This is a genomic window from Vibrio sp. EA2, from assembly GCF_033042495.1.
Classification (GTDB): domain Bacteria; phylum Pseudomonadota; class Gammaproteobacteria; order Enterobacterales; family Vibrionaceae; genus Vibrio.
This window is the reverse complement of record NZ_JAWLID010000001.1, coordinates 967,660-994,278: the sequence shown is the minus strand read 5'-3', so window position 1 is coordinate 994,278 and position 26,619 is coordinate 967,660. Positions and strand designations below refer to the sequence as shown.

The 26,619-nt window shown below is 42.7% G+C and carries 22 protein-coding genes; 17 read left to right on the top strand and 5 right to left on the bottom strand.

Annotation, left to right across the window (positions count from 1 at the left end):
- The first annotated feature begins 106 nt into the window (after positions 1–106).
- The 3 genes from RXX31_RS04370 to mgrA all read left to right on the top strand — a co-directional run bounded on the left by RXX31_RS04370 (position 107) and on the right by mgrA (position 3,273).
- Complete coding sequence (locus RXX31_RS04370; RefSeq protein WP_317587867.1) at positions 107–859, top strand: class I SAM-dependent methyltransferase; 753 nt, start codon at positions 107–109, stop codon at positions 857–859.
- A gap of 148 nt (positions 860–1,007) precedes the next feature.
- The gene (locus tag RXX31_RS04365) at positions 1,008–1,757 is read left to right on the top strand and encodes a class I SAM-dependent methyltransferase (RefSeq protein ID WP_317587866.1); all 750 of its coding nucleotides are present in this window, start codon (positions 1,008–1,010) and stop codon (positions 1,755–1,757) included.
- A gap of 502 nt (positions 1,758–2,259) precedes the next feature.
- Positions 2,260–3,273 (top strand): L-glyceraldehyde 3-phosphate reductase, encoded by a 1,014-nt coding sequence (gene mgrA / locus RXX31_RS04360; RefSeq protein ID WP_317587865.1) that lies wholly within the window; start codon positions 2,260–2,262, stop codon positions 3,271–3,273.
- Positions 3,274–3,395: 122 nt separating this feature from the next.
- On the opposite strand, the gene RXX31_RS04355 is transcribed toward mgrA, so the two are convergent.
- The 3 genes from RXX31_RS04355 to RXX31_RS04345 all read right to left on the bottom strand — a co-directional run bounded on the left by RXX31_RS04355 (position 3,396) and on the right by RXX31_RS04345 (position 6,833).
- Complete coding sequence (locus RXX31_RS04355) at positions 3,396–4,394, bottom strand: arabinogalactan endo-beta-1,4-galactanase (protein WP_317587864.1); 999 nt, start codon at positions 4,392–4,394, stop codon at positions 3,396–3,398.
- 249 nt (positions 4,395–4,643) lie between these two features.
- The gene (locus RXX31_RS04350; RefSeq protein WP_025789584.1) at positions 4,644–5,651 is read right to left on the bottom strand and encodes a LacI family DNA-binding transcriptional regulator; all 1,008 of its coding nucleotides are present in this window, start codon (positions 5,649–5,651) and stop codon (positions 4,644–4,646) included.
- A gap of 78 nt (positions 5,652–5,729) precedes the next feature.
- On the bottom strand, positions 5,730–6,833 hold the full coding sequence (locus tag RXX31_RS04345) for a sn-glycerol-3-phosphate ABC transporter ATP-binding protein UgpC (RefSeq protein WP_317587863.1): 1,104 nt from the start codon (positions 6,831–6,833) through the stop codon (positions 5,730–5,732).
- A gap of 217 nt (positions 6,834–7,050) precedes the next feature.
- Between RXX31_RS04345 and RXX31_RS04340 the strand changes: the two genes are divergently transcribed.
- The 8 genes from RXX31_RS04340 to RXX31_RS04305 all read left to right on the top strand — a co-directional run bounded on the left by RXX31_RS04340 (position 7,051) and on the right by RXX31_RS04305 (position 17,146).
- Positions 7,051–8,286 carry an extracellular solute-binding protein gene (locus RXX31_RS04340; protein ID WP_317587862.1) on the top strand — a complete coding sequence of 412 codons (1,236 nt, stop codon included), beginning with the start codon at positions 7,051–7,053 and terminating at the stop codon, positions 8,284–8,286.
- 96 nt (positions 8,287–8,382) lie between these two features.
- Positions 8,383–9,687, top strand: coding sequence for a sugar ABC transporter permease (locus RXX31_RS04335; RefSeq protein WP_317587861.1), 1,305 nt, complete (start codon positions 8,383–8,385; stop codon positions 9,685–9,687).
- Between the two features lie 4 nt (positions 9,688–9,691).
- Positions 9,692–10,534 (top strand): sugar ABC transporter permease, encoded by an 843-nt coding sequence (locus RXX31_RS04330; RefSeq protein ID WP_025789580.1) that lies wholly within the window; start codon positions 9,692–9,694, stop codon positions 10,532–10,534.
- Between the two features lie 16 nt (positions 10,535–10,550).
- Positions 10,551–11,783, top strand: coding sequence for an arabinogalactan endo-beta-1,4-galactanase (locus tag RXX31_RS04325; RefSeq protein ID WP_317587860.1), 1,233 nt, complete (start codon positions 10,551–10,553; stop codon positions 11,781–11,783).
- The gene (locus RXX31_RS04320) at positions 11,783–13,849 is read left to right on the top strand and encodes a beta-galactosidase (protein WP_317587859.1); all 2,067 of its coding nucleotides are present in this window, start codon (positions 11,783–11,785) and stop codon (positions 13,847–13,849) included. The genes RXX31_RS04325 and RXX31_RS04320 overlap by 1 nt, the downstream gene beginning before the upstream one ends.
- Positions 13,850–13,997: 148 nt before the next feature.
- A complete protein-coding gene (locus RXX31_RS04315) occupies positions 13,998–15,260 on the top strand; it encodes a maltoporin (RefSeq protein WP_182023853.1) in 1,263 nt (420 codons plus the stop codon).
- 637 nt (positions 15,261–15,897) lie between these two features.
- Complete coding sequence (locus RXX31_RS04310) at positions 15,898–16,611, top strand: AraC family transcriptional regulator (RefSeq protein ID WP_317587858.1); 714 nt, start codon at positions 15,898–15,900, stop codon at positions 16,609–16,611.
- A gap of 196 nt (positions 16,612–16,807) precedes the next feature.
- On the top strand, positions 16,808–17,146 hold the full coding sequence (locus RXX31_RS04305) for a tRNA-binding protein (protein ID WP_317587857.1): 339 nt from the start codon (positions 16,808–16,810) through the stop codon (positions 17,144–17,146).
- A gap of 301 nt (positions 17,147–17,447) precedes the next feature.
- On the opposite strand, the gene RXX31_RS04300 is transcribed toward RXX31_RS04305, so the two are convergent.
- The gene (locus RXX31_RS04300) at positions 17,448–18,380 is read right to left on the bottom strand and encodes a LysR family transcriptional regulator (RefSeq protein ID WP_020335230.1); all 933 of its coding nucleotides are present in this window, start codon (positions 18,378–18,380) and stop codon (positions 17,448–17,450) included.
- 153 nt (positions 18,381–18,533) lie between these two features.
- On the opposite strand from RXX31_RS04300, the gene RXX31_RS04295 reads away from it, so the two are divergent.
- The 6 genes from RXX31_RS04295 (at position 18,534) to gabT (ending at position 25,148) form a co-directional block, all read left to right on the top strand.
- On the top strand, positions 18,534–19,973 hold the full coding sequence (locus RXX31_RS04295) for an NAD-dependent succinate-semialdehyde dehydrogenase (RefSeq protein WP_317587856.1): 1,440 nt from the start codon (positions 18,534–18,536) through the stop codon (positions 19,971–19,973).
- A 323-nt stretch (positions 19,974–20,296) separates the two neighbouring features.
- Positions 20,297–21,331 carry a TRAP transporter substrate-binding protein gene (locus RXX31_RS04290; protein ID WP_317587855.1) on the top strand — a complete coding sequence of 345 codons (1,035 nt, stop codon included), beginning with the start codon at positions 20,297–20,299 and terminating at the stop codon, positions 21,329–21,331.
- A 103-nt stretch (positions 21,332–21,434) separates the two neighbouring features.
- Positions 21,435–22,013, top strand: coding sequence for a TRAP transporter small permease subunit (locus tag RXX31_RS04285; protein ID WP_014234569.1), 579 nt, complete (start codon positions 21,435–21,437; stop codon positions 22,011–22,013).
- The gene (locus RXX31_RS04280; RefSeq protein ID WP_317587854.1) at positions 22,010–23,332 is read left to right on the top strand and encodes a TRAP transporter large permease subunit; all 1,323 of its coding nucleotides are present in this window, start codon (positions 22,010–22,012) and stop codon (positions 23,330–23,332) included. The genes RXX31_RS04285 and RXX31_RS04280 overlap by 4 nt, the downstream gene beginning before the upstream one ends.
- A gap of 1 nt (position 23,333) precedes the next feature.
- A complete protein-coding gene (locus tag RXX31_RS04275) occupies positions 23,334–23,771 on the top strand; it encodes a universal stress protein (RefSeq protein ID WP_317587853.1) in 438 nt (145 codons plus the stop codon).
- Positions 23,772–23,876: 105 nt separating this feature from the next.
- The gene (gabT, locus tag RXX31_RS04270) at positions 23,877–25,148 is read left to right on the top strand and encodes a 4-aminobutyrate--2-oxoglutarate transaminase (RefSeq protein WP_014234566.1); all 1,272 of its coding nucleotides are present in this window, start codon (positions 23,877–23,879) and stop codon (positions 25,146–25,148) included.
- 114 nt (positions 25,149–25,262) lie between these two features.
- Here gabT and RXX31_RS04265 read toward each other — a convergent pair whose 3' ends face one another.
- Entirely contained in the window at positions 25,263–26,522 is a 1,260-nt protein-coding gene (locus RXX31_RS04265) for an aromatic ring-hydroxylating dioxygenase subunit alpha (protein ID WP_317587852.1), read from the bottom strand.
- Positions 26,523–26,619 lie beyond the last annotated feature (97 nt).

Here is a 26,619-nt window from a genome sequence, read left to right as displayed (position 1 = left end):
TACTTCAAGTTAAGTGTTTATGGCACAATACTTTAAGCTTGGGTGGTAGCGTTGCTCACCCCTTAATTGGGCGTTATAGCTTATTCGTTCTCAAGGAGGAGAGTCGTTGAAACAGAGTAAAAGTGAGTTTTGGTCAGGTGAGGAATACGACGCGCAGTATGGTAATTCTTATGCAGGTGAAATATCGTTCTTTCAAGATCTCATATCTCATCAAAAGGCTTTATCCTTACTAGATGTTTGCTGCGGAACTGGTCTGGTTACAATCCCATTATCAAGGAAGTTATCCCATGTGGTAGGTATTGATTTTTCTGGTTCAATGATTGATTTTGCTAAGTACAAGTCATCAAATATTAGCGATATTGCGTTTTACGAAATGGACGCGGCAGATTTCAACTTAGAAACCGTTTTTGATCTAATTGTTATGACGGGTAATGCCTTTCAAGCGTTTATTTCAGACGCAGACTTTTCATCAATGCTAAATAACATTAATAGTCATATGCATGCTGAAAGCCTTTTTGTATTTGATTCTCGGCTTCCATGTTCTGAGCACTTCGAAACAACAAGTAGTCACGAACATTGGTCTTCTTACAAAAGTCCGACAGGTGAAAACGTCGATGTCTACGGTTTGGACAGCAGACACCCACAATTAAATAATACAATGCTGCACCATGTAAGGCGAGAATATGAAAATGGTGAGCAATATCATAGTTATATCGAGCTGAAATATCGTTCAATTGATGAGATAGTTAAGGGCTTAGAACGTAATGGCTTGCAGCTAGTAGAATACTACGCAGATTGGAAAAAGACGCCTTTGACTGAAACATCGACAAGTTTTGTAGGTGTTGTAAGACCGTTATAACAAGAGTTTAAGGCAGATTCGCAACGCGTGGCATTCACAGCTCAAATTGAATTTTGTGTTTAAGGTGTAATGGTTTAGGTTAGGTGTGAGCGTTGCTCACTACTTAACGCGGCTATGCCTCAAGGTATTCTGACAGTTCGGAGAAAGCATGGATAGCTATAAAGAGAGACTTCAAAATACGTTCTTTAATTCCCTCTGGGTCAAAGCTGTAGGTGATTCTTATCCGCAAGATCTTCAACCATACAGTAGTTGTACAAATGAATTATTAGCAAGCCTAGCTGAGACTATTAGAGATTTAAAACCTAAAAGGATCTTAGATCTTGGTTGTGGGTCAGGTGGTTTGAGTGTTTGGTTGGCAAAAGAGTTTGGTTGTACAGTTGTAGGATTAGATCGCTCGTTTGCAGCAATACAATTCGCTCGGGAAAGAACAGAGAAACAAGGGTTATGTGAAAAAGTGAGTTTTGAAGTTGCTTCGTTTGATGACATTAAAAAACTCGAGGGTAGTTTCGACATGGTAGTTAGTATTGATGCACTACCATTTGCAAGCGATGAATATTCGGTCTTAACAGATATATATGAGCGTTTAAACAACGGTGGGCAGTTATTTTTTACTACCCGAGCCCCTTTAGCTGACTCTCCAAAATTTAATCGTTTGGGCAAGACTTGGAGCAAGGCTTTAACATATTCTGGCTTTGTAAATTCAGCTGAAGTTATTGAGAGAGCAGGTGTTTCAGAGTACTGGGCTTCAATCTATCATGAATGGTTAGCGAATGAGCAGCGACTGAGAGCGGAACTATCGGAGCAAGTTGTAGATCTTCTTCTAAACGAAGCAAATGAGGTAGGGTCTAGATTGTTTGACGGTAGGCCTTGGTGGTTAATAAAAGCACAAAAGGCATAACAAGCGTTTAAGGTTTCAAGATACTTTTGCTAATCTGAGATAAGCGACTTACCAGATTTCGCGTAACACGTTTCTGTCCAAAAATGCGTTTGAGTAAGAAGAATTATGTGTGTGACGAATTATGTCTGTAAGACGAATTAAAGTTGACGAGTTAAAGTCCGCTACTTCTTTGGGACTTAACCTTCTCTCAATGGTTAAACAGCGCGAGAGGAATGTAAACGAATATCAAATTAAGAACTGATTCTTATAAAAATTATAGTAAAAATTAATTTTTATGTCGATATTACAATGCTTTTTAGATTTGTAATCGTTATCACAAATTTGAATTCTGGGGACCTAAATGTATAAAAAATGCGCTATGGTGGCATCGTTATATCTTGATATCGTTGTATACCATGTCGTTTTCCTTTGACTGGGATGTTGAGAGTATCCTCTTGTTGTTAGACATAAATAGCGATGTTGAGTGTGTAAATAGTCATCAATATGGATTTAGATATATCGAATGAACACAAATGATCATGCTCCAATTACTCGTTATTTAGCTGATAAAATGCGTTACGAATCGATGCCATATAGACGGTGCGGAAACAGTGGTTTACTTCTGCCAGCGCTGTCATTGGGTTTATGGCATAACTTTGGTGAATATGACTCGTATGCCAATGCGCGTTTAATCCTTCGTAAGGCATTTGATTTAGGCATTACTCATTTTGACTTGGCGAATAACTACGGACCGCCGTATGGTTCTGCTGAAGAAACACTTGGTCGGATCCTGAATCAGGATTTAGCGAGCTATCGTGATGAACTAATCATTTCCACTAAAGCTGGATATGATATGTGGCCAGGACCTTATGGTGTTGGTGGGTCTCGTAAGTATCTTGTGTCGAGCATTGATCAATCTCTAAAGCGCATGAAACTTGATTATGTTGATATTTTTTATCATCACACTCCTGATCCTGACACCCCCCTAGAAGAAACGGTATCTGCGCTAGATATGTTAGTTCGTCAGGGGAAAGCGCTATATGTGGGGATATCAAATTACTCACCAGAGCAAACTGATCAAACACTGAAATTATTTGAGCAACTGGGTACACCGTGCCTTGTCCATCAAGCAAGATATTCAATGTTTGAGCGTCAGGTAGAAAACGGCCTGCTAGAAACACTAAATCACGCAGGCGTAGGTATGGTCGCTTTTTCTCCTTTAGCCCAAGGACTACTAACTGAGAAATATTTGCACGGCATCCCGCAGGGATCTAGAGCAGATAATCAGCGTTCTTATCTAGAAGCCAACTTAGTTGAACATTATCTACCAAAAATTAAAGCCCTGTCGAATATTGCGAGCGAGCGAGGACAATCTCTTGCACAAATGGCACTTGCTTGGCTTCTTAGTGATAAACGTGTTTCTTCTGTTTTGATTGGTGCAAGCTCACCGGACCAACTGTGTGAAAATGTAGCCGCTGTGAGGCATTTGGAGTTTTCAGAATCAGAGAAAGAACAGATTCAAGGTATCCTTTTCTGAAATGACAATATCAGTATTTATTGCGGTTATAGATACGTATTAATTCAAACTATAGCTTCGTTCGCTCTTTTTGATTGTACCCCTCTAACCATAGAGGGGCTTGGAGAATACTCTGCTTTGAGTTATTCAAGAAAAGCGTCAAGAGCTTGAGTAGGCTGGCGCGTATTTGGATCCCATGCACCTAAAGTATAACCTTGCCAACTATATGCCTGTGGCTCCCAATAGAAAATCCCAATGCCTTTATCTTGATTAACACTACGTACTTTTTGGATCATATCGGCAACGATAGTCTTTGCTTGAGGCTCATCCCAAGGCACACCAATTTCAGTGATCATCACTTCCGTTCCGTAGCGCTCGACCATATCATTGAGATTAGAGAGGCATTGATTGTTTGCTTCTTGCCAAGTAAGGCCAGTAGCATTCTTGGGATAGGAAGATGCGCCAATAACATCCCACCAAGCACTGTTGGATTGTAAGCCATCAAGAATCCACCGGAAATTAGCATTGTCGTGACAGTTGGCTAAATGGACGATGACCTTAGCGTCTGGGAATACTTCTTTGGCTGCGTTGCGTCCGCTATTAAACAACCATGCATAGTTACGCATGTTGCTTGAAGCCATTCCTTCATTCCATAGCATTCCGTTGTTGGTTTCATTACCGACTTGAATCCATTTTGGTGTGATACCTGCAGCTTTTAAGGTGTTGAGTGAGTCTCTAGTGTAAGACCATACTTGTCCCATTAAATCTTCGAAGCTCAGTTGTTGCCATGCTGCGGGTTTCCACTGGTTACCTGGATCGGCCCAAGTGTCGCTATAGTGGAAGTCAATCATCACATCCATATTCGCGTCTTTGGCCCACTGCGCTTTGACAATTACATCCTTCAGTGAGCTGTAATAACCATCACTGGGGTTAACCCAGACACGAAGACGCACTGCGTTCATGCCATGGTCTCGTAATATTGAAAGGACATCTTGTCGATAGCCCCAATCGTTGTAGAACTCGTAGCCACTGTCTTCCATCTGAGTTATCCAACTAATATCCGTACCTTTAATAAAAGCGTGAGAATAGTTTGAGGCCACTAATGAGCCGAAGATGGCTAGTGTTTTTATGGTATTGTTCATCGTTTCACCGTTTTTATATATTTACGTTTTAATTGTTTTTAAACGTAAATAATATAGCAAGGGATTTTAGTGTTGAGGTGATGTATAAAAGTGTTAGTGATTATTTTTATAAGGTGATTTAGGTAGTTGTGATTGTGGGTAAATTATCTAAGTAAATTTACTTAGATAATTGTGATTATGATCCATCTACAAATTTATTAAGTCAATTTTATCATCCGTGATGTTGAAGAATCATAAATTAGCGCGCAGTTAGTTAATTTTAAAACTGTCTCGCCATATAAACTCATGACCAAATAAAACCGTTTTTTTGTATTTTCTGCCTTCCATTTTTTCAATAAACATATCTATTGCTACTTCTCCCATTTCAAACGGGAACAGTCGCATTGTAGTAAGGCTTGGACTCATATGTCGGGCTGACGAGATATCATTGGTGCCGATGACTTGTATATCGGTTGGAATGGTTAACCCTGCCTCATAAATGGCTCGATAAACACCAACGGCCACCATGTCTGTCGCGGCGTAGACCACGTCGGGAAGCTCATCGAGTTGTAGCATTTCTTTCATTGCTTGATACCCCGACTCGATGCAATACTCTTTACTCACTTTGCATAGCGCATCGTGATACAAGCCGTTTTCTTTGGTGACTTTACGAAAAGTATGTAACCGCTCCTCGTTATTGCCAATAAAAGCAGGTCGTTTACAACGGCTTTTTAGTACATTTTGCATAACGTCATTGGACAACGCCAACCGGTCAATTAAGACTGCATCGGTTTTGCTACCTAAAGGGTTAGAATCAACAAATATGATATTGTGGTTAGCTTGATATAAGGTATCTACAATATGTTTGGAGAAATGTCCGACTGCAATGACGGCTGGAGCGTTTTCTATTAGATTTATATTAGTATCGATCTGGTCTAAATGGAGTGTTCTTAAATCGACTCCTTTTTCTAAGCATCGATTTTGAATGCCAGCACGAATAGAAGTGAAATACGGGTCGTCTATTTCCTGTGTCGGCGTTAAAAAGTTCAACATAACAACATCACGTACGCCAAATGGCTCATTCGTTTTGGTTACTTCATGATGAACAAACTGTTTTTTACTGCGTTTAGGGGATTGATAGCCAAGAGACTCTACTGCCTCCAAAATGGCCCGTTTTTTGTCTTCACTTACAGACAAAGTAGGGTCTTCGTTAAGAAAGCGAGAAATAGTGGAAGTAGAAATCTTCGCTCTTTGTGCAATGTCTTTAAGTGTAGCCAAAAGATTACCCTATATTGTTTTTATCGGACGGTCCTAGCATGCCAAAGAGCATTCTGAATGCTCTTTGGCACTAAAGCGCTAATGTGTTGATTGTACAGAATCAAATTTAATGACGTTTCCATCAGGTTCAAAAATGTGTAAATGGGAAGGTGATGTAAATAGCGAAATTGACTCACCAGGCTGTACTTGTGTGTCCCCATGATGAAGGTATTTGAAGTCATCCACGCCGCCACATTGGCCAAAGATGTAAGTCATGCCTCCTAGTCTCTCGACCACTTCACATTGGAACGCGAGTGTGATCATATCTGGATTTGTCGTGAGGTGTTCTGGTCTAATGCCTAACGTCAGCTGTTTACCTATTTCAACCTGTGCTGCTTTTATCGGTAACGTGATTGAACGGCCCACATCCAGACTCACTGTTAAGCTCGTTTCATCCCAAGCTTCAACGGTACAAGGAAGAAAATTCATTTTAGGCGAGCCAATAAATCCGGCAACAAATCTGTTAATAGGGTTATGGTAGAGATCCATTGGTGAGCCAACTTGCTCAACTTTACCATCACGAAGCACGACGATCTTATCTGCTAATGTCATGGCTTCGACTTGGTCGTGCGTTACGTAGATCATGGTTGACTTAAGTTCTTGGTGTAGCTTTGCAATATGAAGTCGCATGTCGACGCGTAATTCTGCGTCTAGGTTTGATAGCGGCTCATCAAATAAAAACACTTTTGGATCTCGAACGATTGCTCGGCCGATAGCAACGCGTTGGCGTTGACCACCAGAAAGTTGGGCAGGCTTACGATCCAGCAAATGTTCCAATTGCAGTGCTTTACCGACCAACTGCACTTTTTTCTCTCGCTCTTCTTTTGGAACTTTGTTTACTTTTAGTGAGTAACCCATATTTTCTGCAACAGTCATATGCGGGTATAGAGCATAAGACTGGAACACCATTGCAACCCCTCGTTCTGAGGGCGGAGTGTCGTTAACGACATTTCCCGAAATAGATATCGCTCCATCACTGATGTCTTCCAGGCCGGCAATCATACGCAAGAGCGTTGATTTTCCGCAGCCCGAAGGACCAACAAACACCACAAACTCACCTTCTTCTATCGACAAGTTTACGTTGTGAATGGTTTGGGTATCGTCAAAACGTTTTACGACATTGGATAATTGGATCGAAGACATTTTAAATTCCTCTTAAATGATAATAAATAAAGTGTGTGATCTAATTCGTCTTTTATTTAGTAAATTTTATTTTCACTTGTTTGTTTTATCACAATAACTGCTAGCTATAGTGATTGAAATCACATCAATGAATAACCCGTATGGAAAAAATAACACAAAGGAGCATATTTGCACCATAAATTTTATTTTTTACCAAAAACGAAAGGCGTGAAATTTTATGGATAATAATAAATTTAGTAAAAAACTATCTGCTCTCGCAGTAACTGCTCTATTTTGTTCGCCAATGGTGTTGGCGCAGCAGTCCTTATTAGTCTGGGAAGACATTCAAAAGTCTTTTGGTAATGAAGAAGCGGTCGCAGCGTTTGAAAAACAACACGATGTGAAAGTGAATGTGCTTGAAATGCCATATGGCGGTCAGGTCGAATCTCTGCGCATGGACGGCCCGGCGGGCACTGGTCCTGACGTCGTCTTGATTCCACATGATCAGATTGGTGGGGCGGTTATCCAAGGTTTACTTGCTCCAGTTCAGGTCGATAAAGCCGTTACCGATACATTTAGTCAATCTTCTATTGAGGCATTGACTTACAATGGTGTGCTCTATGGCTTGCCAAAATCCGTTGAAACGGTATTTATGGTTTATAACAAAGACCTTATTTCTGAGCTGCCTGAAACTATGGATGAAATATTTGAGCTGTCTAAAAAGTTTCGCGAAGAAAATAAATACGGTTTGCTGGCTAAATGGGATGAGCTTTATTACACCTACGGAATTTTAAACGGTATGGGTGGCGATGTTTTCGCTAAAAACGAAGACGGCTCGTACGATCCTAATAAAATATTACTGAATACTCCAGGGGCAGTAGAAGGCGCAAAATTCATTCAGAAGTTCTATGACTCTAAAGTATTCCCTACAGGCATCATTGGTAATAACGGGCTTAATGCTATCGATTCACTATTCACGTCGGGCAAAGCAGCGATTGTTCAAACTGGTCCTTGGGCGCTCCAGCCTTACAAAGAAGCAGGGATCAACTATGGTGTAGCCCCACTTCCAAAATTGCCATCTGGTGAGCAAATGGGATCATTTATGGGCGTGAAGAGCTACAGCATTTCCACTTTCTCGAAAAACAAACCATTAGCGCAAGAGTTTATTACGTTCGTCAATAACTATGACAATGCTAAGCGCCGCTTTGAGCTAACAGGAGAGGTTCCGGCAGTGACAAAATTGGTGGACGATCCTGTTATCAAGAATGACCCAGGTGCAAGTGCAGTGGCGATGCAATCCATTCACGCTACGTCTATGCCTTCCATTCCTGAAATGAACGAAGTGTGGGGCCCTGCGAACAGCGCGCTTCAGTTAATCGCAACCGATAAGCAAGGTGCGAAAAGTGCACTCGACTCTGCGGTAGACAGCATCAATATGCAAATCGAAGCTAACCACGCAATGATGGGCCAATAATTTAAAGATATTGTTCTGGCGAAAGCAATTGTCGGCCCTAGTTAATCGACAGGGGCTGACAGACGCCAGAAGTTTTCCGAAATGGAGTTGTAAGTGATGTCTGACATGAGTGAACATTTTGAGCATAACTCGGGGCTATATCGATCCCAACGGTTTACTGCTTCCTTACTTGCAGTAATTCCTGGCTTTGGCCAGTTTTATAACCGACAGTTTGTAAAAGGCATGATGTTCTTCATCTTGCTAACAAGTTTTTATGCAGTAACTCGTGATTTTATTTCCCACGGTATGTGGGGGCTTGTCACACTTGGCGAAAACCTACCAGAGGACAACTCAGTTTTCCTACTCGCAGAAGGTATTATTGCTTCGCTAGTGGTGGTATTTGGTTTAGCGGTTTATGTACTCAGCATTAATGACGCCTACAAAAACGGTCAACTGCTTGATGAAGGCCGCCCACTGAACTCACTTCGTGTTCAGTATCGCAATGTCATCAATGCTGGCTTCCCGTATCTGATGATAAGTCCGGGTTTTATCCTTTTAGTCTTTGTTGTTGTGTTTCCGATCATCTTTGGTTTTGCGATTGGTTTTACTAACTACAACCTTTACAACTCACCGCCTGCGAAGCTGGTTGACTGGGTTGGATTGAAGAACTTCTTCAACATTTTCCAAATTAACTTGTGGCGTAACACCTTTATCGATGTGTTGCAGTGGACGGTCGTTTGGACATTAGTTGCATCAACATTGCAATGTACAGTCGGGGTTCTGTTGGCGATTCTGGTTAACCAAAAAGACCTTAAATTTAAGCCTCTGATCCGTACTATCTTTATTCTTCCTTGGGCGGTACCGGGCTTTGTTACCATCCTTATTTTTACCGGGATGTTTAACGACAGTTTTGGTGTCATCAACAACGTGATTCTCGACTTCTTTGGTATTGAGCCTAAAGCTTGGCTGACAGACCCATTCTGGACGAAAGTCGCGCTCATCATGATCCAAACCTGGTTAGGTTTCCCATTTGTATTCGCCATGACTACGGGGGTTCTACAGGCGATCCCTAATGATCTTTATGAAGCTGCGACGATGGACGGTGCAAGTAAATTCCAGCAGTTAAGAACCATCACTTTACCGCTGGTTCTGTACTCAATCGCTCCAATTTTGATTACTCAATACACGTTTAACTTTAACAACTTCAATATTATTTATCTGTTTAACAATGGGGGGCCTGCTGTCATTGGTAGTAACGCGGGCGGCACCGATATCTTGGTGTCATGGATTTACAAACTGACGATGTCCTCATCGCAATACGGTATTGCATCTGCAATCACTTTATTACTGTCGATTTTTGTTGTGGGCATTGCTCTTTGGCAATTCCGTATGACCAAGTCATTCAAAGAAGAAGCGAGATAAAAATATGAGTATTAAACGTAGTAATCGCATCCGATTGACATTGAGTTACGGCCTAATTTTGTTGGTATCAGTGATCATTATTTACCCGTTAGTGTGGACGGTTGGAGCGTCGTTCTATCCAGGTAACAGTATCATGGGTGAGTCCATATTCCCGGATAACCCGACTCTGAGTCACTATGCCACTTTGTTTGCTAATGACAAAGTGGCTTACCTGACCTGGTTCTGGAATAGTTTGAAAATCAGCTTTTTGACCATGGTGCTAACGCTGATCAGTGTGTCATGTACGTCATATGCGTTTTCACGCTTTCGCTTTAAAGGCAGGAAAAATGGTCTAATGCTGTTCCTTCTTTTGCAGATGATCCCGCAATTCTCCGCCCTAATTGCGATATTTGTCTTAGCTCAGATGTTGGGATTGATTAATAGCCATCTTGCATTAGTACTGGTTTATGTTGGTGGCATGATCCCGATGAACACGTATTTAATGAAAGGTTACTTGGACGCGATACCGAAAGACCTGGATGAATCAGCAAAAATGGATGGTGCGAGTAATATCCGTATTTTTTTGGAAATTATACTGCCTATTTCAAAACCAATTATTGCAGTAGTGGCCTTATTCTCTTTCACGGGACCACTAGGCGACTTTATTCTTGCAACAACCATTTTAAGAACACCTGAAAATTATACGTTACCTATCGGTTTATATAATTTGGTCGTTGAAAAAATGGGGGCAAGTTATACCACATATGCAGCAGGTGCTGTGCTTATTTCAATACCTGTAGCGCTTCTTTATCTATCACTACAAAAATACTTTGTATCTGGCTTAACAGCAGGTAGTACAAAAGGCTAATACTAGAGAGAAAGATATGAATAAAAAATTTAAGGTTGCACTTATTAGTGCGGCAGTGGCTTTGGCTGGCTGTCAATCTTCGAATTCGTCTAATGATAATAGCTCAAATATTAATCCTGGCATGAGTGATATTAGTATTACTGCACCAGAATTGAGGTCTAATTTTATACGTGGTATGGATATTTCCATGTTGCCTGAAATAGAAAAATTGGGTGGGAAATATTACCAAGATGGCAATAAAGAAGATCTGATTAAAATATTAAAAGATAGTGGGGTTAATTCTATCCGCGCACGTTTGTGGGTAGACCCGATGTCAGCTACTGGTGAAGTATTTGGTGGTGGCAATAACACGTTAGAGCGTTCCATTGAGCTTGGTAAACGCGCACAAGAAAACGGTATGTCATTCCTGCTTGATATCCATTACAGCGACTTTTGGGCTGACCCTAAAAAGCAACAAAAGCCAAAAGAGTGGGAGCAACTTACGTTTGAGAACCTAACACAGAAAGTCTACGACTATACAGCAGAGGTGATGAAAGCACACCAAGCTGCGGGTGTCGTGCCAGACATGGTTCAAGTTGGTAACGAACTGAATGGCGGCATGCTTTGGCCGGAGGGTAAGAGTTGGGGTCAAGATGGTAAGGAGTTCGACCGCCTGTCACTTCTTTTAAAAACCGGTATCCAAGCGGTTCACGACAACGACAGTGGTAAAGACATTCAAATCATGTTGCACCTCGCTGAAGCAGGTGATAACGGTCTTTTCCGTTGGTGGTTTGATGAAATCACCCAGCGTGGTGTCGATTTTGATGTGATTGGTATGTCTTACTACCCGTGGTGGCACGGTCCAATCGATAAAGTAAAAGCCAATATGAATGACGTCATCAGTCGCTACAACAAGCCTGTCGTCCTGGTCGAAACGTCCTTCCCGTTTACCACTGAGAATGGTGATTCGTTAGGTAATAGCTACTCTGAGGCGGGGCCGATTGAGGGCTACAGTGTGTCAATTGAGGGCCAGGCGCAATACCTTGCTGACATCATGACGCTGTTGAATGAACTGCCTAACGAACAAGGTTTAGGGATTTATTACTGGGAACCTGCATGGTTACCAATCGATGGGGCAACCTGGTCAACGGGCGCTGGCATGGACTACAGCGGGGACAAATGGGACATGGGCAACTCATGGGAGAACCAAGCACTGTTTGATTTTGAAGGTAAGGCACTACCATCATTGAAAGTATTTAAAGGTCAATAATGAACAATAAAAAACACATCATTCCCAAGATAAAAGGCTTGCTCCATGGAGCAGATTACAACCCTGAGCAATGGTTAGACAGACCAGATATTTTAGCGAAAGATATTGAACTGATGAAGCAGACGAATTGCAACGTTATGTCTGTCGGTATCTTCAGTTGGTCTGCTCTTGAACCTGTTGAAGGTGAGTTTCAGTTTGAATGGCTCGATAACGTACTGGATAACTTGGCCGACAATGGGATTTCTGTATTCCTGGCGACACCGAGCGGTGCGCGTCCAGCCTGGTTGTCTGAGCGGTACCCTGACGTCCTTCGAGTCAACAGCGCACGTATTAAACAACTGCATGGGGAACGTCATAACCATTGTTACAGCTCACCTAATTACCGTGAAAAAGTGAGCATCATGAACGCTAAATTGGCTGAACGTTACAGTCAACATCCTGCGGTGATAGGCTGGCACGTTTCAAACGAATATGGCGGCGATTGTCACTGTAATTACTGTCAAGAAGAGTTTCGTTTGTGGCTGAAAAATAAATACGGTTCCTTACACAATCTTAATAAGCTGTGGTGGAGCGCGTTCTGGAGTCATACTTACACCAGTTGGGAGCAAATTGAGTCGCCATGTCCAATTGGTGAGAACTCCGTTCACGCACTTAAGTTGGATTGGAAACGATTCTGTACTGACCGCGTCTCGAACTTTTGTGAGCATGAGATTGCACCGCTCAAGTCGATCAATCCTGATCTGCCTACGACGGCAAACTTCATGGAGTACTTTTACGACTACAACTACTGGGAGTTGGCGAAGTCAATTGATGTTGTGTCTTGGGACAGCTATCCGCTTTGGCACCGTGACAGCGATGAAGTTGCGCTCTCTTGCTATATCGGGATGTACCATGATTTGATGCGCACACTGAAAAACCAGCCGTTTTTACTCATGGAATCAACCCCAAGCCAAACTAACTGGCAGCCAATCACTAAGCTCAAAAAAGACGGTGTCCATCTGCTTTCCTCATTGCAAGCAGTCGCTCATGGCTCCGACTCTGTTCAGTACTTCCAGTGGAGAAAAAGCCGCGGCTCTGTAGAGAAGTTCCATGGTGCGGTGATCGACCACGTTGGTCATGCAAATACTCGTACTGGTCGAGAAGTGACAGCCGTCGGTGAGTATCTTAAACAAATTAATGATGTGGCGGGAACGAGCACGCAGGCCGAAGTGGCGATCATTTTTGATTGGGAAAACCGTTGGGCAATGGATGATGCTTCAGGTCCTCGTAATGAAGGCATGCACTACGAACAAACCGTGTGTGACCATTATCGAGGGTTTTGGCAGCAAGGTATTAGTTGCGACATCATAGAGCAGTTATGTGATTTTACACCTTACAAGATCATTGTTGCGCCTATGCTGTACTTAATAAAACCTGGCGTAGCAGAACGTCTGGAAGCATTTGTGAAGCAGGGTGGGACGTTAGTCGCGACTTATTGGAGTGGCATCGTTGATCAGAATGACCTGTGCTTCTTGGGAGGTTTCCCTGGTGGAGAAGGCAGCCCATTGCGCCGCACATTAGGTATTTGGGCTGAAGAGATTGACTCACTCTATGACCATGAACGCGTATTGTTTGAAATGGAAACGCACTCTGGTTTTGGCTTCAGTGGTGAATTTAAGGCCAAGCACTTAATGGAACATATTCATTTAGAGACGGCAGAGGCTTTGGCTTATTACCGCGAGGATCTATTTGATGCTTGCCCGGTCATTACTAAGAACCAGCTTGGTAAAGGTTGTGCTTACTACATCGCTGCACGTACAGAGACAGAGTTTAACGAATTGTTTTACATCTCTCTTGCTAATTTACATGGCATTCGCAAGCCAATTGAAAACGTGCCTTACGGAGTGTCAGTGACAACTCGTGAGGACGAACAGTCTCGTTATTTGTTCATTATGAACTTTGTTAATGAACCGCGAGATTTAAAAGTTCCGCACGGGAATTGGATAAATGCAAATACAGGGAACGATATTCAGGAGAATATTACACTTCAACCCTATCAAGTCATCGTTATCAAAAATAATAAATAACTATCCCGCCTGATTATTTAGGCGGGCAATGAATAACAATATTTAGAAATAAGATGAAATTCATCTTACGGGTAAGTATTGCCTAAACAAAGGATATGGCGATATTTACCCAGCCAATAACTCAAAAGTAATAAAAAAGGAAATTAAAATGAAAAAAGCAACATTGACAGTCGCTATTTTAGGTTCTTTATTCGCCACTCAAGTTTCAGCGGTCGATTTCTATGGTTACGTACGTGCTGGTTTGGGAGCCAGTGCTGATGGAGGGGGTACTAAGGGAGGAGATGAGTTTTATAAAACGACATTGGGCCGCTTGGGTAATGAGTTTGACACTTATTCGGAAATTGGATTAGGTCAAGAGTTGTTCAATGCAGATGGTCGTTCAATGTACTTTGAAAGTATGTTTGAAATGTCATCGGACGGGAATCTAGAGTCTGAAAATAGTAAAGATGACAGTGCCAACTTTGGAATTAAACAGTTAAATGTTCAAGCTAAGGGCTATATCCCTGCTTCTCCTGATGCGGTTATCTGGGCTGGTAAACGCTTTTATCAACGTCATGATATCCACATTATAGATACCAAATACTGGAATATTTCTGGCTACGGTGTGGGTATCGAGAACATCAAGCTAAATACCGGTGCGATTTCAGCAGCGGTTATCCGAGCCGATAATGAGTTGGCCGAGTGGGATGATACTGGCACCAAAACGAGTTACGGAGATCTGAATACTTACTTCTTAGATTTACGTTACGCTGGCTTTAGCCCATGGGAAGGCTCTTGGACTGAATTCGGTGTTGACTATGCAATGGTTAACCCAACGGATGAGCAAGAAGACGCCGCTGAAAACTTCGATAACGGTTTAATGTTAACGGCTGAACTTAGCCAGAGTTTCGAATTGGGATACAACAAGTTTGTACTCCAATATATGGACAAAGGACTTGCACAGAACGCTATCTCACAAGGTGGTGGCTGGTATGACATATGGAGTGGTGACGTCAGCGATGCAAAAGGGTTCCGTTTTATCAGTACTGGTGATTTGAATTTAGGCGAAAATGTCGTGATAAACCATGTTCTAACTTACGGTAACGTGAAAGATCATGGTGACTGGTTAGATAAGGAAGAGTTGTTCTCATTTGTAGCTCGTCCAACTTACAACTGGTCGCCATACAACAAGACTATGTTAGAGGTCGGCTACTTTGACCAAGAAAAAACTTGGGATTCAGGCTCTGAAGACAAGTTTAGTGGTACAAAATTCACTATTGCACATGCTATCTCAACGGGAGAGTCTTTCTTCGCTCGTCCAGAAATCCGATTCTTTGCGACTTATTTGAAGGACAATGAGGGTGACTCTTTTGACAACAATAAGAGTAACGATACGATCAACTACGGTGTGCAAGTCGAAGCCTGGTGGTAACCAATAAAAATTGCCATTTTACTACTTAGATAGGCCTGTTTAACTCCATTCTGGCCTATCTCAAGCTTAGGCTTGAAACGCTTATTAGTAGTGTGCTCTTAAAGTGGGTCATATTTTACCGAGGGGGAGGGGTATGGCGATGTTATCATTTTAGGAGCTTTTTTTATTTGTACTTGTCTCTGAAATTTCTTTTTCAAAAGAATAATATGATTTTTCTTGTTTTCTGACTCGCAGTGTATTTTTGTAACTTATTGTTTTTAAGGGTAAAGATAAATTTTTGCACTTTTATATAACGCAAATCGTAAGTCATTGGTAGGGCTGCGCCCTTAATCGTAACGATTACATTGCTTGGTGTAAATTTGATCTCTTTTCAAGTTTTATTCTTATCAGATTAGAGTTGTTACTACCCATCTTCAATTCAGTTAGATCACAGTTGCGTCCCAGTCAATGTAACAAGCCTCTGCCCCATTTGGTGTTAACGATTACGTTGGTTAACACTACATGTGAGCTGATTTTCCTTAAATTTTCTAATCCTTTATTTCGGTTTAATTTGATTAAGATTGCCTCCTTAGATTCGATTGTTACAGCTATGCTTTAATCGCTATAATGCTAATTCCTATAGTCATTTGTTGGATTTATGAAAGTTAGCTTAAGTATCCGCGCATATACCAAGCGTATGAGTCGCCATGTTCATCATGACTTTCACCAACTAGTGTTGCCTACTCAAGGTAATATTCATATCGATATGGACGGTTTTAACGGTAAAGTGTCGGTTGGAAACTGTATCGTTATTCGCAAAGGAGTAGCTCATGGTTTTAATGCAGACGATGCTTCCCGTTTTATCGTCGTAGATATTGAAGAGTTGCCTTGTCAGTTGCTTGACGAAGCTATAGTCGTTTTCTCAGTGACCTCGCCTTTACTAAGCTTTATTCAATTTGCGGAGAAGCAGCTTGAATATCAGGTAAATAGTAAGTTGGAAACCTCAATCGTAGGGACCTTCTTCTTGCTACTGGAACAACAGGAGTTGTCTCAAACCATCGACTCACGAATCCGAGCTGTACAATCATTGATCACCGAACAGCTTGAGCAGTCACTGACAATCACTGTTTTAGCTAATGCCGCCTACTTGAGTCCCACACAGTTTAAAAAATTATTTAAAGACAATTTAAGCATAAGCGTGCATAAATACATCACTTTGCAGCGTATGGAGAAAGCCAAAGCTTTACTGACTCATACGGATCTCCCTGTTCAACTGATTGCCGAACGAGTTGGATATAGTGATCTTTCAGCTTTTAGTCGAAGGTTTTCAAAACACTTCGGTGTTTCACCAAGAGAGTTCTCTCGAACTTGATTTAAATAGTCTGTTCAAACAACTATTCCGTCTTTTTAGCAAACAATCATCCTTTCTTTTCTTTTATGCTTTCTACCCAGTAAACGCTTTTAACTAGGCAGAAAATAGTGGCTTCTTCAGATATCAGTCTGCCCGCAATTGTTATCGTAAAGCTATGTTTAGCGTTATTAGACATCTGATTTAAATGGGAAAGAAAATGAAATACATAGAATGGAGTGACTTCCAAAAAGTAGATATTAGGGTTGGTACCATTATTGAGGTAGAGGGTTTTCCAGAAGCTCGTCGACCAGCCTATAAATTAAAAGTCGACTTAGGACCCGATTTAGGTGTAAAAAAATCAAGTGCTCAGATTACAGAGCTTTATACAAAAGATGCACTGTTGGGTAAGCAGGTGTTAGCTGTTGTTAACTTCCCGCCAAAGCAGATTGGTCCAATTATGTCGGAGTGTCTCGTTACAGGTCTACATTGTCCAAACGGCTCAGTTGTTCTTTCTACAGTTGATATGGAGTTGCCAAACGGTTCAAAGCTGGCTTAACAGACTTCTAAGCCTTCAAAATACTTCTCCTAATCTGACAGAAACGTTTTAGACCAATAGAGATAACGCGTTTCTGTCCAATAACGACTTAGCTCGAGTCGCGACATTAACGTCCATGACCAACTGTTCTTGTTTGCATCATAAGTGTCCCTATATATTGGTCAGCGACATCCATTGACCCACTCAACTTAATATTTCATTATCTATGAATGACTAATGTTATTTTCTTGGATGAAATAATGAAAAAACCTCGTCATTCGATGAGGCTTTGGTTAGGGGTCAAAGCTAATTATAACTTTTCTTAAGCGTTCTGCTTACGGTAAAAGTCGCGCATGGTTTTTATAAACAACGAGCGCACCTTATTTATTGAATGGGTCTTTTTGGTGATCGCCATTATTTCTACATAATAGTGTCTTGTATCTGGGGCGATCGGCACAAGTTCTCCATTATCGACATAGGGCTTAGCGTAGTTTTCTGGCAAGTAACCAATAAATCTGGACGAGAGTATCAACGCCATTCGAGATTCATAGTTATACGCCGTGGCTTTTAAGTTCATTTTAGATAAAGGAGAGTGGAGTAGCTCCTGTGGCTTTAATCCTGCGTAAACAACAGGGAATCCGTTGATGATGTCCTCAGAAAGCTCTTTCTCGGAAAGTTTGGCAAGCGGGTTATCTTTGCTGGCATAAAGGTAACAAATATCGGTATAGATGTGTTCGTATTCCAGGCCATCAAGCTCACGGTGAAAAGGGATAAAACCGATATCGGCTTCTTCTTGCAGCACTTTGCGTTCTATTTCCGTCATGCGAGCCACTTCAGCCGTTAGGTAAACTTCTTTGGCGATGCTGGAGAAGTTACGGATCACTTCAGGCATCTTCGCCCTATTATCCAAACTTATGTTATCGCTAAATAGCACTTCTAAGCTGCCAGACGGTTGAATGTCGAGATGGTTAATGGTGTTACGAAAGTCCTCAAGCTCCCCCAGTAGCTTTACTGTTGCCTCGTAGACTACGGCGCCTTCTTCCGTTAAAGCAAACCCGGATCGTCCACGACGACATAAGACAAGATTTAATCGTGATTCGAGATTAGATATATGAATACTGATTGTAGAGCGGCTTACGTTGAGCTCAGTTTCTGCAGCGGAAAAACCACCGCAATCAGCGACGACTTTAAAAATTTTCAGTTGTTTTATTTCGTAGTCACCAATGTGACCAATAGGTACGGCGTTTCTGGTCATTGTTTTATGCTCGTAAAACTTTATGTTTATCGAGGAATATTTATATGCCTCAATAGATTGTTATCATTACGTTAACTTCCATCGCTATTTTGTGCGATATGGTTTTTTAAATCTTTGACAGTGTTAAAGTTTATAACAGTAGGAATAGAACTAATGACAGATTTGGTCTTATCCCATGGTTTTATAAATGGGGAGTGGGTTGAAGGGCACGATGGTAAGCAAGTTGATGTAATAAACCCAGCTTCGGGGGAAGTAATTACCTCTGTCCCTGATATGGGGAAGGAAGAATCGGAAGCCGCTATCATGGCCGCTCATTCAGCATTTAAAGAATGGCGCACTACCACCGCGAAACACCGTGCTGGATTACTTAAAAAGTGGTTCGATTTAATTATCGAAAACGCAGAGCAACTCGCTAAGATACTTACGACAGAACAAGGTAAGCCTTATAAAGAAGCATACGGTGAAGTGCTTTATGGCGCATCGTTTATTGAATGGTTTGCCGAAGAAGCGAAGAGAATGTACGGCGATGTGATTCCGTCAGGCAATCCAAATAACCGTTACATGACTATCAAGCAACCTATTGGTGTCGTTACAGCGATTACACCATGGAACTTTCCCGTCGCAATGATCACTCGTAAAGTTGGCCCAGCCCTGGCTGCGGGTTGTACTGTCGTGATTAAGCCGGGTGAAGACACACCGCTATGTGCGTTAGCAATGGTAAAACTTGCCGAGCAAGCGGGTATACCAAAAGGTGTGGTTAACGTTGTGACAACTTCTCGCCCTGCTGAAGTCGGCGATGTACTGTGTTGCCACCCTCTAGTAAGCAAAATCTCTTTCACAGGATCAACGGCTGTTGGAAAGCTGATTCTTCGCCAAGCCGCTGATACGGTCAAAAAAGTTTCTTTAGAACTCGGTGGCAACGCGCCATTTATTGTTTTTGATGATGCAGATATTGATAAAGCGGTTTTGGGTGCCGTGATTTCTAAATACCGTAATGCAGGGCAAACTTGTGTCTGTACCAACCGATTCTACATTCATGATGCTGTGTACGATGAGTTTATGGATAAATTCACTTCAGCAGTGAAAGCACTCAAGATAGGTGATGGTTTAGTCGAAGGTACTGAGATCGGTCCGCTAATCAATCAAAAAGCGTTTGAAAAAGTATCGAGTTTGGTAGAAACAGCAATAGAGCAAGGAGCGACGTTAGCGTTAGGTGGCCAGGGGCTGGAGAACGGTCAGCAGTTTTATCAGCCAACCATCTTAACCGATGTGACTGAAGCGATGGATATTGCCCATCAGGAGCTGTTTGGTCCGATTTCAACCATCTTCCGATTTAATGACGAACAGGATGTGATTCGTCGAGCCAACGACACGCCATATGGCTTAGCGGCTTATTTCTATACACGAGATCACAGCCGCGTATGGCGTATGAGTGAAGCGCTTGAGTATGGGATTCTTGGCATCAACGAAGGCATTATTTCGACGGAAGTTGCGCCATTTGGTGGTGTGAAGGAGTCGGGATGTGGGCGTGAAGGTTCTAAATATGGCATTGAAGACTATTTGGAAATCAAATACCTATGTCACGGAATTTAACGAGTCCTCCACTCAATGTGAGAAACGCTCAGTCTTTATTTTAAATGATTTACCCTAAGCAGTTCTTTTCCATATATTTGATAAAAATATTTTGCAGCACTTCGAGTGCTGCTTTTTTTTGTTTTAAAAACAGGTAATTCGCCGTGAGGTCGTTATCCCATTTCATTGGTTTGATGGCTGTAAAACTTTAGGTGAAAAAATATGAATTTAACGAATGTGATTAAAACGTAACAATGCTTAACGTGACTGTAACAAGGAGTGACGAGTCACTTCTCATTGTTTCTGGCTGCGTCAGAGCAAAAAATAATCCAAGGAGAAAGTTTATGTTTAAAAACTTAGGAAAGCTGAACAAACGAAGCCTGGCAAAGATTGTTGCTGCTTGTTCTCTTGCAATTTCAAGCACTTTATTCACGGTTCCTCAAGCGTTTGCAGCTGAACATAATTGGCGTTTTGTAAACCTATACCCACGTGGTACGGCATACGGTGAAGTGTACAAAGACTTTGCTGATAACATTGAAGCGATGTCAAACGGTCGTATTTCTGTTCAGGTCATGTACTCAGGTGAAGGTGTAGGGCAAACGGGTGTTCTTGGCTCAGTAAAATCAGGCTTGATAACAATGGGCGCTCCTTTCCAGCCAATGCATGCAGGTGAATTCCCAGCGGGTGTTGTGGAAGTTGGTTTGCCAGGTATGACCGATGATGTTGGTGAACTTAGCGCGCTGTTTCATGAAAAAGGCTGGGGAGAAGTCCTGGAAGAAGCATATGACAAGCAAAACCTAGTTTGGCTTGAACCTTACATCCAGCTACCCGTTTACGTCCTAACGAAAGAACCAATCAATTCTATTGAAGATTTTCAAGGTCTGAAGATTCGTGCTCCTGGTGCATACGGCAAATTCTTACGCAATTTGGGCGCATCGCCTGCGTCACTCTCTTACAGCGAAATTTACACCAGTTTAGCCACGGGCGTTATTGATGGCTCGATCGGCAGTAATATTATTGACCACCGTGACGGTAACCACGTTGAAGTAGCGAAGTACATGTACCGCCTACCAATTGCTGGCGCGCAAACTTTACCGATTGTGGTTAACAAGGGAGCATGGAACAAACTATCGGATGATTTGAAAGCGATTGTTCGAGCAGCAAGTGCGGTTCATGCCCGTGAGCAGATGACTAAATCTCGTCTTTGGGAATCACAAGCTATCGCTGAAATGGAAGCGAAAGGCATGAAGTGGAGCCCTGAGCCGAGCGAGCAAGACAAAGCGAAATGGAACGAAAGTGCAGGCTCACTTTGGAAAGAATATGCAGATTCTGACAAGTACAGCCAGCGCCTAATTAAGATCGTTCAAGACACCCAATAACGCACTTTAGATGATTTCGCTGGGGGAATCTCTCCGGTTGAATCAGCACTTAAGGGGGAAATGCCTTCCCCCTATCTCTTTCACATTGTTATAGGTGATGTCTATGTTGATTAGAGTATTAAAAATCTACTGTCGCGGTATTAATCAGATAATTTATTGGATTGGCCTTTCTGCCTCCATCTTAATGCCTGTTCTCGCTGCTACCGTTGCCTTCGAAGTCTTTTCTCGTTATGTGCTCGGCAGTCCAACTATTTGGGCGTATGACGTTTCACTTTTCTTATTCGGGTATATAGCGGCGTTGGGTGGGGCACTGGCTCAACAAAATAAAGCTCATATTAATGTGGATGTGCTGTACCTGTCGGTATCTAAGCGTGTCCGTTCGTTATTTAACCTTGTGTCTTATTCATTGGCCATATTCTTTCTCTGTGTGGTTTTAATGATGGCACTGGGCAAATTTGAAGAAGCTATCGAGTTTAATTATCGTCGCCAGTCTGAGTGGGCGCCTTCTATGGCACATTTCTGGGTGATGATGATTGTCGCTTGTGGGGCGTTTATCGTGCAGTTTACCAGCGACATTATTCAGGACCTTTACTACCTGGTAACAGGTAAAGCGCTTATCGAACAAGTTCCTGAAGAACGTGAACAAAAAGAGACATTAGTAGACTCAGCGGAGGGCATATGAGTATTGAAGTTCTTACGCTGTTACTCGTTGGTTGTATTCTTTTCACCTTTGCACTTGGAGCACCAGTTGGCCTTGCTTTAGGTGGTATCGCAATGGGGATGGGGTACCTTACTTGGGGTGAAGGGATTTTTAACTTGGTTCCAACAACTATTGAGAGCAACTTTTTTAGCTTTATTTTGCTGGCGATCCCTCTGTATATCTATATGGGCCAATTACTAACTCGCTCCGGAATAGGCGATGCGATGTTTAATGCAAGTCAAATGGTTATTGGGCGTATTCGTGGTTCACTCGCGGTCAGTGTCATCGGCGTTTGTTCCATGATCGGTGCTATGGTTGGCATTATCGGGGCAGGGATCATGACCTCGGGGAGTATTGCACTTAAGCCAATGTTAGAGCGTGGCTATGATAAGCGACTGGCTCTGGGGGTGATCATGGCCGGCGGTGGCTTGGGAATTTTGATCCCTCAGAGTATACCGATGATTATGTATGCTGCGACGACCCAAAACTCGGTTGGGCGGATGTTCTTAGCAGCGCTGATTCCCGCGCTTATCTCTATTGTTTTGCTGATGGCTTACGTGATCATTAGCTGTAAGCTTAATCCGAAAAAAGCACCGCTAGGCACGGGCATTGAAAGCAAAATGACGGGTAAAGAGAAATTCACGACGGCACGTGATGGTCTTTTTTCTCTTCTACTGATCGTGGCGGTATTGGGCAGCATTATTACTGGTATTGCTACGCCAACCGAATCGGGTGCGATCGGGGTTGTTGGCGCGATCATACTTGCGATTGTTTTTAAACGATTCCGTTTCGAGATGTTCAAATCATCAGGGTTTGAAACTGCGATGCTGGTCAGCGTGTCGATGTGGATCATTTTAGGCGCGTCACTATTTAGTAACTTCCACATGTTAAGTGGCGTGCAAAATATGGTGGCGCAAATCACTGAGGATCTGGGCTTACCGCCTTGGGGCGTGATTATCTTAATGCAGGTGATCATGTTACTGCTTGGCTTCATTATTGATGAATTAATCATCGTTTTGATGTGCGCTCCGTTGTTTACGCCAATTGTCGTATCCCTGGGCTATGACCCAATTTGGTTTGGTATTTTGATGATCCTAAACATCGAAATTGCCGTGCAAACGCCGCCTTATGGTTTCGCGCTGTTTTATCTAAAAGGGATTTCACCTCCAGGGGTCAGCATGATGGACATCTATCGCTCGATTCTTCCGTTTATCGCGCTAAAACTGTGCGTACTGATCTTGTGCATGATGTTCCCAGAAGTCGTGATTTGGTTACCAAACACAGTGATGGGAGTAAATTAATATGAGCCTCAAGCGAATTCTAATGCCAGTTGACCTTTCCCATACCGATGTAGTGCAAAAAGAGATCGACGTGGCGCTTAAGCTGATAGACGAACAAGGTGTCATCGACATGTTGTATGTCGATGAGGCACGGGTGCATCACAGTATGGTACCGACAGCATCTGGAAGTGCTTTTTCAGCCCAACATCAAAGTGCCTTTGATTGTGTGCAGACGATGTTAGAAACCTACGTGCCAAAACAACATCGTGGCAAAGCGATTGTTCGTAATGGTGTGGTGTTTGATGAAGTGTTGCTGCAAGCCAAATATTCTCAAGTGGATGCCATTGTTATGGCATCCGCAAATCCGAATTTTCGCTCATATTGCTTAGGTTCTAATGCCGCAAAGATAGTTCGCCATTCTCACTGTTCGGTGTTTGTGGTGAAAGGCGATCCTACTTAACGATTCTTCGCGTTTAGCTAACGCATACAACAATAAATAGAAACTAAAGTCGCCAAAGGGAATCATTCCTGGCGGAGGTATATGTACAACTCAAGGAATACAAAAATGACTAACCAACAACTACACGAGAGAAGAAATCAGGTATTTTCTAACGGTATGGGTGCACTTTACCCACTGTATGTTGCCAAAGCTGAAAACGCCCTAATCTGGGATGTGGAAGGCAATAGATATATCGATTTTGCGGCGGGTATTGCGGTAAATAATACGGGTCACGCCAACAAGCGTATTACTGAGGCAGTAAAAGCACAGTTAGATAACTTTTCTCATACCTGCGCTTTGGTGACACCTTATGAATCGTTTGTTGAGTTGGCAGAGAAGTTAACTCAAATCGCACCGGGCGACTCAGAAAAGAAAGCGATTTTCCTGACTACAGGCGCAGAAGCCGTGGAAAACGCGGTAAAAGTGGCTCGTGCACACACTGGTCGTAGCGGCGTGATTGCATTTAAAGGTGCTTTCCATGGTCGTACTAACCTGACGATGGCACTAACGGGTAAAGTTGCGCCGTACAAAGCGAGTTTTGGTCCGTTCCCTGGCGAAGTTTTCCATGCACCGTACCCGAACGAGTTCCACGGTGTATCTGTAGAACAGAGCTTACAAGCACTTGAGGACCTATTTGCTTGTGATATCGAAGCAGCACGTGTTGCGGCGATCATCTTCGAACCAGTACAAGGTGAAGGCGGATTCTACCAAGCGCCAGTTGCCTTCGCGCAAGGCTTACGTGATATTTGTGATAAATATGGAATCATGTTGATTGCAGATGAAATCCAAGCGGGCTTTGCACGTACTGGTAAAATGTTTGCAACTGAGTACTTGGGTATCGAACCAGACATGGTGACCATGGCAAAAGGCATTGCTGGTGGCTTCCCAATTTCAGCCGTGGTTGGTAAAGCTGACGTTATGGACTCAGCACCAGCAGGTGGCCTTGGTGGTACCTATGCAGGCTCTCCGATGGGCTGTGTTGCTGGTCTGGAAGTGTTAAAGATCATTGAAGAAGAGCAGTTGTGTGCAAAAGCGATCGGTATTGGTGAAGTTGTTAATGCACGTATGACGAAGCTACAAGAGACGGTTCCACAAATCGGTCAGGTACGTACGATTGGCGCGATGATGGCAATCGAGTTCACTGATCCAGAATCTGGCAAGCCACTACAAGATCTTACTAAGGCAATCATTAGCAAGGCGCAAGAGAATGGTGTGATATTGCTTTCTTGCGGCGTAAAAGCGAACGTAATTCGTCTACTTCCAGCACTGACCATCGAATCTGAAATACTAAGCGAAGGCTTGGATAAGCTAGAGAAAATCATCAAAGAACTGGTTTAAGTTGCTCAAATTTTTGAGCTTTTTTATTCAGTTCAGGAGAGGTAATAGTATAAAAAAGCCCCATCGTGAGATGGGGCTTGGGTTATGGAGCACGGTATAGACAAGTATTGTAGATTACAACTTTTCCTGGATTCTTTCTGCGTACCAGTTGATGAAATCAATAACACCAAACTCAAAGGTTTCTGAGTAAGGTCCTGGCTCGTAACTTAGCGAGTTGATACCACGTTGGTTTTCTTCGCCTAGTCGACGGTCTTGCTCGTTCGTCGCGTCCCAAACACGACGTAGGTTTTCTGGATCATAATCCACACCTTCGATAGCGTCTTTGTGAACAAACCACTTGGTCGTTACCATCGATTCTTGCGCTGAGATAGGCAGAACGCGGAAAACGATAAAGTGATCACTTTGCATGTGGTTCCACGAGTTAGGTAGATGCAAAATACGCAAAGAACCCAACTTGTCGTTTTTGATGCGACCTAGCAGTTTTTGTGAGCCGCTCGAACCATCGATAGTCATTACCGATGTACCTTCTTTCAAAGGCATGCGCACCAAGCGGTTTCTACGGCCGAATTTTTTATGCTCGTGAGGGATTGATTCCGCATCCCACTCTGCAGCCATACTCTCGTAATATTTCAAGAATTCTTCAGTCGCACGTGGGTCGTTTGTGTCATCCCACTCCAGAAGCGTGTTTAGAAGCTCTGGGTGGCTGCCTGAACAGTGATAACATTCACGGTTGTTTTCTAGAACAAGTTTCCAGTTCGCTTTTTCATACATGTTGGATTCAACAGCGAGCTTGGTGTTCTCAACGTCGTACGGTTCCATGTATTCTTCTAGCGTTGCCAGGAACTCATCAAAATCTGATTCTGGTGGCTCTTCGCCAAGGCAGATAAAGATAAAGCCACCGGCCGTTTTACAATGAACTGGTTTGAGTTTGTGTTTTTGCATATCAAACTCATCGCCCATTTCAGTGCCAGCGAATAATAAATTGCCTTTCGTATCGTATGTCCACTGGTGGTAAGGACACACTAGGTTGGCTACTTTCCCTCTGTGCTCCAAGCAGATTCGAGAGCCGCGGTGGCGACATGTGTTGTGGAACGCGTTAACTTGTCCTTCTGCGTCACGGACGATAAGGACAGGGCTCTGCGCGATCTCTACCGTAAAGTAGTCACCTTTTGACGGTATTTCACTCGTCATGCCAACAAATAACCACTCCTTCTGAAAGATCTCTTCTACATCAATTTTGAATAGAAGTGGATCATTGTATAACGGACGCGGTAGTGAATAATTAATACGACGCTCTTCGAGCATTTTTTTCATTTCTGCTCGAGCTACTTCTAGGCTCGAGTAGCTGATGTTGAGAATATCGTTTTGTGTCATTGTCTATCTTCTTCTAGAAAATGTGGACGATACGCCCTACTAGGGGGCTTCCATGCGTTTTGGGCCAACAGCCTTACTAAAAGTGGGTAAATGTTTG